This window comes from Pseudonocardia sp. 2-7 (assembly GCF_056341085.1).
In genome coordinates this window covers 4,495,262-4,507,309 of sequence record NZ_CP094507.1, presented here as the reverse complement: position 1 = coordinate 4,507,309, position 12,048 = coordinate 4,495,262, and the positions used below count along the sequence as shown (strand labels likewise).

The 12,048-nt window shown below is 74.1% G+C and carries 14 protein-coding genes; 6 read left to right on the top strand and 8 right to left on the bottom strand.

What is annotated here, in order from left to right; translation table 11 throughout:
* The first annotated feature begins 2 nt into the window (after positions 1-2).
* Both MTO91_RS21615 and MTO91_RS21610 read left to right on the top strand, forming a co-directional pair.
* Positions 3-821: an SOS response-associated peptidase gene (locus tag MTO91_RS21615; RefSeq protein WP_405415258.1), complete on the top strand. Its 819-nt coding sequence runs from the start codon at positions 3-5 to the stop codon at positions 819-821.
* Entirely contained in the window at positions 818-1,417 is a 600-nt protein-coding gene (locus MTO91_RS21610; protein WP_476652528.1) for an alpha/beta hydrolase family protein, read from the top strand. The genes MTO91_RS21615 and MTO91_RS21610 overlap by 4 nt, the downstream gene beginning before the upstream one ends.
* A gap of 45 nt (positions 1,418-1,462) precedes the next feature.
* Here the strand turns inward: MTO91_RS21610 and MTO91_RS21605 are convergent, their stop codons facing one another.
* The 3 genes from MTO91_RS21605 to ybaK form a co-directional block, all read right to left on the bottom strand.
* The gene (locus tag MTO91_RS21605) at positions 1,463-3,652 is read right to left on the bottom strand and encodes a putative bifunctional diguanylate cyclase/phosphodiesterase (protein WP_476652526.1); all 2,190 of its coding nucleotides are present in this window, start codon (positions 3,650-3,652) and stop codon (positions 1,463-1,465) included.
* 20 nt (positions 3,653-3,672) lie between these two features.
* Entirely contained in the window at positions 3,673-4,494 is an 822-nt protein-coding gene (locus MTO91_RS21600; RefSeq protein ID WP_346104314.1) for an SAM-dependent methyltransferase, read from the bottom strand.
* A gap of 112 nt (positions 4,495-4,606) precedes the next feature.
* Positions 4,607-5,083, bottom strand: coding sequence for a Cys-tRNA(Pro) deacylase (ybaK, locus tag MTO91_RS21595; RefSeq protein WP_405415264.1), 477 nt, complete (start codon positions 5,081-5,083; stop codon positions 4,607-4,609).
* Positions 5,084-5,396: 313 nt separating this feature from the next.
* Here ybaK and MTO91_RS21590 point away from each other — a divergent pair, with 313 nt between their 5' ends.
* Both MTO91_RS21590 and rsrA read left to right on the top strand, forming a co-directional pair.
* Positions 5,397-6,041, top strand: coding sequence for a sigma-70 family RNA polymerase sigma factor (locus MTO91_RS21590; protein ID WP_062403710.1), 645 nt, complete (start codon positions 5,397-5,399; stop codon positions 6,039-6,041).
* Between the two features lie 41 nt (positions 6,042-6,082).
* On the top strand, positions 6,083-6,427 hold the full coding sequence (gene rsrA / locus MTO91_RS21585) for a mycothiol system anti-sigma-R factor (protein ID WP_062403708.1): 345 nt from the start codon (positions 6,083-6,085) through the stop codon (positions 6,425-6,427).
* Between the two features lie 83 nt (positions 6,428-6,510).
* Here rsrA and MTO91_RS21580 read toward each other — a convergent pair whose 3' ends face one another.
* Positions 6,511-6,585, bottom strand: coding sequence for a 50S ribosomal protein bL37 (locus MTO91_RS21580; RefSeq protein ID WP_369804880.1), 75 nt, complete (start codon positions 6,583-6,585; stop codon positions 6,511-6,513).
* 92 nt (positions 6,586-6,677) lie between these two features.
* On the opposite strand from MTO91_RS21580, the gene MTO91_RS21575 reads away from it, so the two are divergent.
* Positions 6,678-8,192: a sensor histidine kinase gene (locus MTO91_RS21575; RefSeq protein ID WP_251784254.1), complete on the top strand. Its 1,515-nt coding sequence runs from the start codon at positions 6,678-6,680 to the stop codon at positions 8,190-8,192.
* 479 nt (positions 8,193-8,671) lie between these two features.
* Here MTO91_RS21575 and MTO91_RS21570 read toward each other — a convergent pair whose 3' ends face one another.
* Complete coding sequence (locus MTO91_RS21570; protein WP_043277332.1) at positions 8,672-8,923, bottom strand: WhiB family transcriptional regulator; 252 nt, start codon at positions 8,921-8,923, stop codon at positions 8,672-8,674.
* A 477-nt stretch (positions 8,924-9,400) separates the two neighbouring features.
* On the bottom strand, positions 9,401-10,351 hold the full coding sequence (locus MTO91_RS21565) for a diacylglycerol/lipid kinase family protein (RefSeq protein WP_062397493.1): 951 nt from the start codon (positions 10,349-10,351) through the stop codon (positions 9,401-9,403).
* A gap of 83 nt (positions 10,352-10,434) precedes the next feature.
* Here MTO91_RS21565 and MTO91_RS21560 point away from each other — a divergent pair, with 83 nt between their 5' ends.
* Entirely contained in the window at positions 10,435-10,863 is a 429-nt protein-coding gene (locus MTO91_RS21560; RefSeq protein ID WP_476652522.1) for a hypothetical protein, read from the top strand.
* On the opposite strand, the gene MTO91_RS21555 is transcribed toward MTO91_RS21560, so the two are convergent.
* The gene (locus tag MTO91_RS21555; protein WP_476652520.1) at positions 10,860-11,357 is read right to left on the bottom strand and encodes an N-acetyltransferase family protein; all 498 of its coding nucleotides are present in this window, start codon (positions 11,355-11,357) and stop codon (positions 10,860-10,862) included. The genes MTO91_RS21560 and MTO91_RS21555 overlap by 4 nt on opposite strands.
* A complete protein-coding gene (locus MTO91_RS21550; RefSeq protein ID WP_476652518.1) occupies positions 11,354-11,974 on the bottom strand; it encodes a histidine phosphatase family protein in 621 nt (206 codons plus the stop codon). Before MTO91_RS21550 ends, MTO91_RS21555 begins: the two co-directional genes overlap by 4 nt.
* Between the last annotated feature and the right edge of the window lie 74 nt (positions 11,975-12,048).

Genomic DNA, 12,048 nt, shown 5'->3' with positions numbered 1-12,048 from the left:
GCATGTGCGGCCGTTACGCCTCCACCAAGGCCCCCGCGGACCTGGCCGACGAGTTCCACGCCGTCGACGCGACGCAGGAGACCTCGCAGCGTCCGGACTACAACGTGGCGCCGACCAAGGACATCACCGTGGTGGTCGAGCGCCACCCCCGCGACGAGAGCGGCGAGCCCGACCGGGACACCACCGAGCGGTCGCTGCGCACCGTGCGCTGGGGGCTGGTGCCGTTCTGGGCGAAGGACCCGTCGGCGGGTGCGCGGATGGTGAACGCCCGGTCGGAGACGATCACCGAGAAGCCTGCGTTCCGCCGTGCGGCCGCGTCGCGGCGCTGCCTGTTCCCGATGGACGGCTGGTACGAGTGGCAGCGCCACGACGCCGTCCCGAAGTCCCAGGGAGGGACCGGCAAGCCGACCAAGCAGCCGTACTTCACCCACTACGCCGACGGCGCCACGATGGCGATGGCGGGCATCTGGGAGTTCTGGCGCCCGAAGGGCGACGAGCTGACCGAGAAGTACCCCGACGGGCTGGTCACCGCCTGCGTGCTCACCACCGAGGCGGTCGGCCCGCTGGCCCAGGTGCACGACCGGATGCCGCTGCTGCTGCGCCCCGACGACTGGTCGGACTGGCTCGACCCGGACCGCGGCACCGGCGACGAGGGGGTGACCCGGCTGCTGGTGCCGCCGTCGCCGGAGCTGGTCTCGACACTGGACATCCGGCCGGTCTCGCCGCAGGTCAACAACGTCCGCAACAACGCGCCCGAGCTGCTCGACCGGCTCCCCGACGACCAGGTGACCGAGCCGATCCAGCTCGACCTGCTCTCGTGACCGCGGCGCGCGAGGTCGACACCCCGCGCGGCCCGGCCCGGGTCACCCTGCACCGGGCGGGGTTCCCGCGCGGGCTGCTGCTGCTCGGGCACGGCGCGGGCGGCGGCGTCGACGCCCCCGACCTGGTCACCGCGACCGCGGCGGCCACCGCCGCCGGGTTCGACGTCGGCCTGGTCGAGCAGCCCTACCGGGTGGCGGGCCGGCGGGCCCCCGCCCCGGCCGGGCACCTCGACGAGGCGTGGCTCGCCGTCGTCGCGGCGGTGCGGCCCGGCCACGACGGCCCGCTGGTCGTCGGCGGCCGCAGCTCCGGCGCGCGCGTCGCCTGCCGCACGGCGACGACGGCCGGTGCCGCCGCGGTGCTGTGCCTGGCCTTCCCGTTGCACCCACCGGGCCGCCCGGAGCGGACGCGGGCCCCGGAGCTCGAGGCGGCCGGGGTGCCGGTGCTCGTGGTGCAGGGCCGCAACGACCGCTTCGGCGTCCCCGGGGACGGTCCGGCCCGCCGGGTCGTCCTGCTCGACGGCGACCACGGCCTGAAGAGGCAGCACGACCTGCTCGGGTCCGCCGTGGGGGAGTGGCTGGCGACACTCACCCGGTGAGTCGGTGAGGGTCGCCGCCCGGAGTCGTTCCGGCTCTGCGGCCCCCTACGACCTCGGCGACCCGCCGGGCGCGGTGAGCCGGGCGGCGATCTCCGCGGCCGGGACCGGGCAGCCCAGGTGCCAGCCCTGCCCGACGTCGCAGCCCAGCTGGTGCAGCCGCCGGGCCTGGCCCTCGGTCTCCACCGACTCCGCGACGACGGAGAGTCCGAGGGTGTGCGCCAGCTCGATCATCGCCGAGAGGATGACCGGGCTGTCGACGTCGCGCGGGGCGCCGTCGTCGTCGTCCGGGCAGGCGCCGCCCCGGCCGGTGACGAACGAGCCGGCCAGCTTGAGCACGTCCACCGGCATCCGGTGCAGGTAGACCAGGTTGGAGTAGCCGGTGCCGAAGTCGTCGATGGCGATCCGCACCCCGAGCCGCGAGAGCTCCTCCAGCGCCTGCACCGGCCGCCCGGCGGCGGACATGAGGTCGCTCTCGGTCAGCTCCAGCTGCAGCGACGACGCGGGCCACCCGGTCCGCTCCAGCACGTCGGCGATCCGGGCGACGGCGTCGGGCCTGCGCAGCTGCTGGCCCGCCACGTTCACGCTGAGCACGAGCCCGGCGTCGGCACCGCCGTCCACCCAGAACCGCGCGTCGGTGCAGGCCCGCTCCAGCAGGTGCAGCCCGAGCGGCACGATGAGTCCGGTCTGCTCGGCCAGCGGGATGAACACGTCCGGGCCGAGCCGCTCGCCGTCGGCGGTGCGCCAGCGGGCCAGCGCCTCCACCCCGACGACCGAGCCGTCGTGCAGCGACACCAGCGGCTGGTACTCCAGGTGGAACTCACCGCGCTCCAGAGCGCCCGGCATCCGCCCGGCCAGCTCGAACAGGTGCACGTCGTTGGCGTGACGGGCCGGGTCGAACACCGCGATCCGGTCCCGGCCGTCGCGCTTGGCCCAGTACATCGTGGTGTCCGCGGCCTGCATCAGCTCGGCCGCCCCCTCGGCACCGACGGCGCCGGAGCCCACCGCGAACGGCCGGTCGACGATCCCGATGCTGGCCGAGACCACGACCTCCCGGCCACGCACGTGCACCGGCCGTCGGACGACCGCCAGGGCCTGCTCGGCGACCGCGGTCAGCTGATCGACGCCGGCGCAGCGCTCCACCAGCACGACGAACTCGTCGCCGCCCATCCGGGCGACGGTGTGCCCGGCCGGGCGGAGCTCGGCGTCGAGGCGGTGTGCGACGGTGCGCAGGAGCTGGTCGCCCGCGTCGTGGCCGAGGGTGTCGTTGACGGCCTTGAAACCGTCGAGGTCGAGGTAGCAGACCCCCACCGGGGCGGGCGAGCCGTACGGGCCGGCGAGCGCGGACTCGAGCCGGGTGAAGAACAGCGAGCGGTTCGGCAGCCCGGTGAGCGGGTCGTGCTCGGCCTGGTGGCGCAGCCGTGACTGCAGGCGGCGCCGCTCGGTGACGTCGGAGACCATCGCGACGAGGTAGCGGGGCTCGCCGTCGGGGGAGCGGACCAGCGAGACGGTCAGCTCGGTCCACACCTGGTCACCGTCGGCCCGGAAGTAGGACTTCTCCATCCGGGCGTGGCCGATCCGCCCGGCGAGCATGGCCTCGATCTGCGGCCACATCTCCGGGGTGTCCTCGGGGTGGATGAACTCGAACACCGAGCGGCCCACGAGATCGCCCGGCCGGTAGCCGAGCATGGCGGTCAGTGTGCGGTTGGCCTCCAGGATGCGGCCCCCGGTGTCGGCGACGCTGATGCCGAGCACGGAGCTCTCGAAGACGACCCCGTAGCGCGCCTCGGACTGCCATCGGGCGTCCTCGGCGGCGGCGCGCGCCGCGAACGCGGCGGAGCTGATCCGTTCCTGCTCCAACCGGGTGCGGTCGCGCAGCGTCCGGGCGTACCCCGTCGACAGCGCCCCGACCGCCGCGGTCCAGCGGCGGAACCGTTCCGGGTCCGGGCTGGGCCCGGCGAAGTGCCGGGCCAGGACGTCGATCGAGCAGCGCAGCGCGGCCGGGTCGGTGAGGTGCGCGGCGACCAGCTCGGCGCCGACCTCCTCGGCGATCGCCTCCTCCGCCCGTCCCTCGACGACGGCGGTGAACCACCAGGCCGCGCCGGACAGCACCGCGTACAGGTCGGCGCGGGCCGCGGAGACGAAGTTGCGGGCCTCGATGGCGCGCACCCAGGCGTCGGCCAGCGCCGACGGCCCCGGTCCCTGCCCACCGGGCAGGACGGGGACGGGCTTCGCCACGACGGCTCTCCCTCCGATGGTCAGATCCCGGGCTGCCCGGCGTGACGGGCGACGGCGGCGAGCCCGGGGTAACGCTGCGCCTCGGGGCCCACCGGGGACTCCGGACGCCAGAGCGGGATCCGCACGACGCCGGGCTCGACCAGCTCCAGATCACCCAACAGCGCCGCGACCTCCTCGGTGTCGCGCATCCGCATCCGGTTCGGGGACCTGTCCCTGTTGTAGAGGTTCTGGGCCCGGCTCGCACCGGAGAGGCCCCCCTCGTCACTCGCGTGGCTGACGACCACGTGGCTGCCGGGGGCTGCCGCGCCGGCGTAGGCGGCGATGATCCCGGCCGGGTCCGCCTCGTCCGGGACGAAGTGCAGCACCGAGACGAGCAGCACCGCCACCGGCCGGGACAGGTCGAGGTGGGCCCGGGTCACCGGGTCGTCGAGGACGCGGAGCGGGTCGGTCAGGTCGGCGGCGAGGACGGCCGTCGACGGGTCGCCGTCGAGCAGCGCACGGCTGTGCGCGACGGCGATCGGGTCGTGGTCGACGTAGAGGACCCGCGCGTCGTCGCAGGCGGTCGCCGCGACCTCGTGCACGTTGCCGACGGTCGGGATGCCGGACCCGAGGTCGAGGAACTGGCGGATCCCGTGGGCGCACAGGTGGTGCACGGCCCGGCGCAGGAACGCCCGGTTGGCCTGCGCGACGGCCGCCATCTCGGGCAGCGCGTCGAGCACCTTCTCGGCGAAGGCGCGGTCGGCCTCGAAGTTGTGCGACCCGCCCAGGTAGTAGTCGTAGACCCGGGCGACGCTCGGGCTGGTCATGTCCACCTCGTCGGGCGCCCATGCCGGTCGGTCCACGCGTGCTCCCCGTAGCTCGTCTCGGTCGGTGGCGACGGCGTCCTGCTGCCGTCGGTGATCGACCCTACTGGCGCGGTGCCCGGTCCGAACCCGTCCGGATGATCCTCTGCGGTCAGCCGGTCGCGATCGGTGCGACGACGGCGCCGGTGAGCGCCACCAGGTCCGCCGGGGCGAGCTCGATCTCCAGGCCACGTCTGCCCCCGGAGCAGAACACCGTCGGGTGCTCCTGCGCCGAGGCGTCCAGGACGGTCGGCAGCCGCTTGCGCTGGCCCAGCGGGGAGATGCCGCCCGCTACGTAGCCGGTGGCCCGCTCGGCGTCGGCGACGTCGGCCATGACGGCCTTCTTCCCGCCCGCGGCGGCGGCCAGCGCCTTGAGGTCCAGCTGGGCCGACACCGGCACGATCCCGACCGTCATGGCCCCGTCGACGAGCGCGACGAGGGTCTTGAACACCCGGCGCGGGTCCTGCCCCATGACGGCGGCGGCCTCCTCGCCGTAGCCGGCGCCGTCGTGGTGGGTGTAGGTGTGCAGCTCGTGCGCCACCCCACGCTTGCTCAGCAGTGCCGTCGCCGGGGTGCCCCTGCCCGCCATCGTCGGTGTCCTCCGTCCCGCCCCGGGGCCGACCCGGGGGTGACGGCGAACCTACGGGAATGCCGTCCGGCGCCGCACCGTTGTTCCGGGCGTGACGACATCAGTGATGGAGAGGCCCGGGGCCGCGCCGCCGGACGGCCGTGAGCGGCCGGGGCGCGTACCCTCCGACGCGTCCGCCGTGCCGGTGACCCGCACCGGTGCGCGACTCGTGTCACTGGAGAGGGAACCTTTGTCAGTACAGCCGGATCAGCCGGACCAGCCGGAGACGGGCGCGGCAGGGACCGATCCCGCGGAGCTCGCCGCCCTGGTGGGTGTGGCCGACGCCGACGGCAACCGTGCGCCCGAGGACGAGAGCGTCTCCGACCGCACGGCCCGCTTCGAGCGTGACGCGATGCCGCTGCTCGACCAGCTCTACGGCGCGGCGCTGCGCATGACCCGGAACCCGGCCGACGCCGAGGACCTGGTGCAGGAGACCTTCCTCAAGGCGTACTCGGCGTTCGGGTCGTTCCGCCGCGGCACCAACCTCAAGGCGTGGCTGTACCGGATCCTGACCAACACCTACATCAACGGGTACCGCAAGCGGCAGCGTCAGCCCCTGCAGTCGCCGACCGACGAGATCACCGACTACCAGCTGGCCCAGGCCGGTGAGCACAGCTCGACCGGTCTGCGCTCGGCCGAGGTGGAGGCCCTCGACGCGCTGCCCGACAGCGACGTCAAGGAGGCCCTGCAGGGCCTGCCGGAGGACTTCCGCATGGCGGTCTACCTCGCCGACGTCGAGGGGTTCGCCTACAAGGAGATCGCCGAGATCATGGGCACCCCGATCGGCACCGTCATGTCGCGGCTGCACCGCGGCCGGCGTCAGCTGCGCGACATGCTGACCGACGTGGCCCGCGAGCGCGGATTCGTCCGCGACGGGGCCGCCGGCGCGACCGGGGACCGGGAGGTGACGGCATCGTGAGCGCCGCCGAGGACTCGGGCGCACCGCTCGAGCGCAACCCCATGATCCAGGACCCGCCCGCGAACACCGGGTGCACCGAGGTGCTGGCCGAGGTGTGGCTGTTCCTCGACCACGAGTGCGACCAGGAGCGGCGACGCCTGCTCCAGCAGCACCTCGACGAGTGCGCGCCCTGCCTGGCCGAGTACGGCATCGACGAGAAGCTGAAGGCGCTGCTGGCGCGCAAGTGCGGCGGCGAGGCGGCCCCGGCCGGGCTCAAGGACCGGCTGCGGTCGCAGATCCGCTCCGCGGTGCTCGAGCAGGCCCAGGTGACCGTGGAGAGCGGCCCGGACGGCACGAGCGTCTCGGTGTCGCACCAGCGCACCGAGTACCGCCGCTCCGGCGGCTGACCGGCACCGCCGCTCCGGCGACACACGCGAGAGGGCGGGCACCCCACCGGGGTGCCCGCCCTCTCGCGTCGGTGCCGCCGAACTCAGCAGTTCGGCTTCTTGCCGTGGTTGGCGCCCTTCTTGGCGCGGTCACGGCGCTTGCGTGCACGCTTGGACATCTCGACCCTCCTTCCCGTCCGGGTCACGGTTCCGCGGCGTTGCCGCGGGAGCTTCGTACGCGCGATTCTCGCATGTGGTGGGATGGGCGATCGTGACCACGCTGAGCGAGCTGCTCGCCGAGCACACGACGATGGACGGCGAGACCGCCGATCACCTCCAGCGCGTGGTCGGCGAGTGGCAGTTGTTGGCCGACATGTCCTTCGCCGACTTCCTGCTGTGGGTGCCGCTGGACGACCTCCACACGGGGACCGGCGGTGCCTCCCGGGCGGCGACCGCGCAGTTCCTGTGCGTCGCCCAGGCCCGGCCGACCACCGCGCCGACCGCCCACCCGGACGACGTCGTCGGCCGCCGGGCGGTGCCGGTGGAGGTCGGTCAGCTGCGCCGGGCGGTGCTGGAGGGCCGGATTTGCCGCGACGACGACCCGCGCTGGCACCTGGAGGTGCCGGTGCGCCGGGAGACCATCCCGGTGCGCTTCAAGGGCCGCACGGTGGCGGTGCTGTCCCGGGACACCAACCTGTCCACCCCGCGCGTCCCGAGCCCGCTGGAGATCGCCTACCTCGGCAGCGCCTCGGACCTGTGCCAGATGATCGTCGACGGGACCTTCCCGCCGCAGTCCGGTCCGCCCGGCTCGGCCGAGGGCAGCCCGCGCGCCGGGGACGGCCTGGTCCGCCTCGACGTGCACGGCAACGTGGCCTACGCCAGCCCGAACGCGCTGTCGGCGTACCACCGCATGGGCCACGCCAGCGACGTCGCCGGCGCCGACCTCGCGACCGTCACCAAGGCGCTCGTGCTGGACCCGTTCGACGCGAAGGACGTCGCCGGCCGGATCAACGAGGCCCTCGACGGCGCCCCGTCCACCCGGATGGAGGTCAAGGGCCGCCGGGCGACGATGCTCGTGCGCGCGCTGCCGCTGCGGCCCCGCGGTGACGCGGCGGGCGCGCTGGTGCTGGTCCGCGACGTGACCGACCTGCGTCGCCGGGACGCGGCGCTGATGAGCAAGGACGCCACCATCCGGGAGATCCACCACCGGGTGAAGAACAACCTGCAGACGGTCGCGGCGCTGCTGCGGATGCAGGCTCGGCGCAGCGAGAACCCGGAGGCGGGCCGGGCGCTGGAGGAGTCGGTCCGCCGGGTCACCTCGATCGCGCTCGTGCACGAGGCGCTGGCCTACTCCGTCGCCGAGGTCGTCGAGCTCGACGAGCTGCTGCCGAAGGTGCTGCCCGCCATCCGCGACGGCGCGACGACCGAGTCCCGCGCCCGGGTGCGCGTCGATTCCGGGTTCGGGGCGCTGCCCGCGGCGAAGGCCACCCCGCTGGTGCTGGTCCTGGCCGAGCTGACCCACAACGCGCTGGCGCACGCCTACGACCCCGGCACGGCGGGGGAGGTGGTCGTCAGCCCGGTGCGCTCGGCGAGCCGCCTGGAGGTGTCGGTGGCCGACGACGGCCACGGCATGCCGGTCGACTTCGACTTCGAGAGGTCCAAGGGGCTGGGTCTGCAGATCGTGCGAACACTGCTGACCTCCGAGCTGGAGGCGACGATCGAGGTGCGGGCCCGGGAGGGCGGCGGCACGGTGGCGGTGGTCCGGGTACCACTCGGCGGCTCCTGAACGCCCCACCGACCTTCGGGCGTGCTCCCAGGGGAACTCTCGTGGCGTAGAGCGCCCCGAAAGTTCCCCTGGGAGCAGGCCGGCGGAGCCGCGCAGGACGGCTCGGAGAGGGCCCAGGGACGGCGCGGACGACGGCGGTCAGAGGCAACCGGGGACATGCTCGCCGTCCCCGGGCGGTCGCTGCGGTGCGGCGGGTGACCGATCCCGGTCACTCCCGGTGACCCGGGGCGTGGACGGGGGCCCGGAGGGCACCGGATACGCTCGTCCCGTGACCGTTGATCCCGGTGCCGTGGTCGCGCCGGCACCGTGGTCGACCCTCACGCCGGGGTGGCAGATCACCCCGAACGCACCTCGGGCCCGTGGCCGGTGGCGTCCGGCTACGGGCCCGAGGTCGGGGAGCTACTTCTTCTACTGTTCGGAGCTGCTGTCCGGGACAGCTGTTCCTGCCGCATTCCGGGCGAGTGCCCGGGCGGGGCTGCCTACGCGGTGCGAGCGCGCGGACGGGTGCTGCGCCGCTTCAGGGCGCGCCGCTCGTCCTCGCTCATGCCGCCCCAGACACCGGCGTCCTGGCCGGACTCGAGAGCCCACTGCAGGCACGACTCGGTGACCGGGCAACGCCGGCACACGCTCTTGGCCTCCGCGATCTGCATCAGGGCAGGGCCGCTGGTGCCGACCGGGAAGAACAGCTCCGGGTCCTCGTCGCGGCAGATCGCGTCGTGACGCCAGTCCATGATCACTTTCTCCTCTGGTGCGCGATCGGGGTCGCGCCGATCGTCTGTGCGCTTGGTGTTACGTGCGTGTTTCGCAGCTTGTGAATACTTTCACGAGCCACCGCGGTCCTCAATGGGAAACTGCTCGCGGGATGCGTGAGCGCCCTCATAGGGAACGCACGCAGACAGACCAGTGCCCGGGACTTCGAGCCGCCCTGGGCCGGTTCCACGATCCAGTGTCCCTGTCCCACCCGGAATCGGCCACCCGAAAACGATGTCGACCCGGACACCCTCTGAGTGAGGGGTCCGGCCCGGTGGGACGGAACCTCCACGAGCGGCATTGCTCGTGGCCTCGCTTGCGTAGGGACCACCTTGGATCACGGGTTTGGCCTGGTGTAAGCCCCAACGGGACCGACGGTCCGCTCACATCGGTGAATGGCGCGGTTGCTCACTCCGGCGTGTGAGAGCGCCCGCACGATGCGCGACGAACCGTCCGTCTCACACGACGACGCGTAACGCTCCGGGCACGCTGAGGAATTCCACATCGGTGCGCATTCCGAGGTGGTCGCCGTCGAGCTGGAGAGCGAGAGGCTGTTCCGAGGTGATCCGCACCCGGCCGACGGCGTCGTGCCGGACGATGTGCCTCCCGTGCGGGTCGCCGTCGGCGGCCAGGATCTGGCGCAGGGTCGAGGCGATCGTCCGCGGGCTCAGCCCGGTGAGCGCGAACAGCCCCAGCCCGCTGCCGAACGACGAGCGGGGGTTGGTCCGCACCGCGCGGCCGGACAGGAAGGTCCACGGGTCGGTGTTGGAGACGAACGCCAGCCGCACCCCGGTCAGCGGCGCCGCGTCGGGGAGCTCCACCGTCATCGACGGCGGACGGCGCAGCTGCGCGAGGTACTGGGCGATCGCGGTCAGCGCGTAGCGGCCGGGGCTGGCCTCGTGTCCCTGCGCGCGGGCGCGCTCGACCGCGGCCACCACCTCGGCGTCCCAGCCCATGCCGGCGTTGAAGGTGAACCAGCGGTCGTCGGCCCAGCCCAGGCCGACCAGCCGTCGCCGCCGGTGGGCCAGCGCGGTGAGCACGTGCCCGGTGGCCTCGACCGGGTCGCGCGGCATGTCCAGGGCGCGGGCGAACACGTTCGCCGAGCCGCCGGGGACCACCGCGAGCATCGCGGTGGCGTCCGGGTCCGGCCGCGGGGCACCGCTGCCCGAGCCGGTCTGCGCGGCCAGCAGCCCGTTGACGACCTCGTTGACCGTCCCGTCGCCCCCGAGCGCGACGACGAGTTCGACGCCGTCCGCCACGGCCGCCGCGGTCGCCTCCGCCGCGTGGCCCCGGTAGCGGGTCTGCAGGACGTCGAGCTTCAGCTCGCTGGCCAGGGCCTTGGTCAGCACGTCCCGGCCGGCGGCGGTGGTGGACGTGGCCTGAGGGTTGACCACGAGCAGCGCGCGCACGGGGCGACTGTATCGACCGCGCACCGGCCGGTCCGTCGGCCGCCCGGCGGTGGCCGCCGCGGCGGGCGGCCTATCCTCGGCGGGTGGCCGATGACCCCGACGACCGCCCCGTGACGCGGGAGCGACCGCCGGAGAACGTGCGGGTGGCGGGGGTGCTCGTCGCGGCCGAGGGCCTCGTCGGCGCCGTCCTCGCGGTCGTGCTGGGCGTACGCGCCCTGGAGGCCGGTGGCGCCCGCCTCTACTACGGGCTCGCCGAGGCCGGGATCTTCGTGCTCCTGGCGGCCGCCGTGGCCGGTGTCGGCTACGGGCTGGTCCGCGGGGTGCACGGCTGCCGCACCCCGGCGATCGTCGTGCAGCTGCTGCTGTTCCCGGCCATCTACTACGCGCTGGGCCCCAGCCGTCAGCTGGTGTGGGGCATCGTCTGCGGACTGTTCGTGCTGTTCACGTTCCTGATGCTGATCAGCGAGCAGTCCCGGCGCTGGTCGATGGGCGACGAGTACCCCGAGGACTAGCGGGCCGCCGCCCCGCCGGTCCGCCCGGCCAGCGCGACGAGCGGGTCGCCGGTGAGCCGGTAGGTGGTCCACCCCTCGTTCGGCACCGCGCCGACGGAGCGGTAGAAGCCGATGGCCGGGGTGTTCCAGTCCAGCACGTTCCACTCCAGGCGCTTCCAGCCGCGCCGGGCCACCTCGGCGGCCAGCTCGGCGAGCAGGGCCGCGCCGTGCCCGCCGCCGCGGGCGCCGGGGGTGACGTAGAGGTCCTCCAGGTGGATCCCGGCGACGCCCTCCCAGGTGGAGAAGGTCCGGAACCAGATGGCCGTGCCGACGACCGCGCCGTCGTCGCCGGTGGCCACGAAGGCCCCGGCCGAGGGGTCCGGGTCGAACAGCGCGGCGTGCAGCTGGTCCTCGGTCAGCCCGCACTCGTGCGCGGCCTTCTCGTAGTCGGCCAGCTCGTGCACGAGCCGGACCATGACCGGCACGTCGTCGGGGGTGGCCGTACGGACGCTCACTGGTCCTCCGCGGGGGTGGGGCGCTGGTTGACGTGGTCGAGGCGGGGGACCCCGCGCTCGAACCCCAGCACGCTGACCCCGGCCGGGTCCATGCGGAAATGCACACCGCCACTCGCGGGCAGCCCGATCCAGCGCGCCGTCAGCACCCGGGAGAAGTGGCCGTGTCCCACGAGCACGACGTCGCCGCCGCCGAGCAGGGCGCGCGCGTCGGCGAGCACGGCGTCGGCGCGCGCGGCGACGTCGGACGGGGTCTCGCCGCCGGGCCACGGCCCGTCCCAGATCGTCCAGCCCGGCAGGGACTCGCGGATCTGCGGCGTGGTCCAGCCCTCGTTGTCGCCGTAGTCCCATTCGACGAGCCGGTCGTCGACCGCGTCCACGTGCAGCCCGGCCAGCTCGGCGGTGTCCCTCGCGCGCGTGCGCGGGGAACAGAGCACCCGGGCGGGCGGGGCGTCGTGGCGGACCAGGGCCAGTGCGTCGCGCACCCGGCGGGCGGCGGCCCGGCCCTCGTCGGTCAGCGGGACGTCGGTGCGGCCGGTGTGCTTCCCGGTGCGCGACCACTCGGTCTCGCCGTGGCGCAGCAGGAGGATCCGTCCGTCCGGATCGGCGTCGGTGCTCACGGGCGGCGACGCTAGTCGCGGACACTGCGGGACGCTCGCGGTGATCAGGTCACCCGGTCGGGTCGGATCCGGAC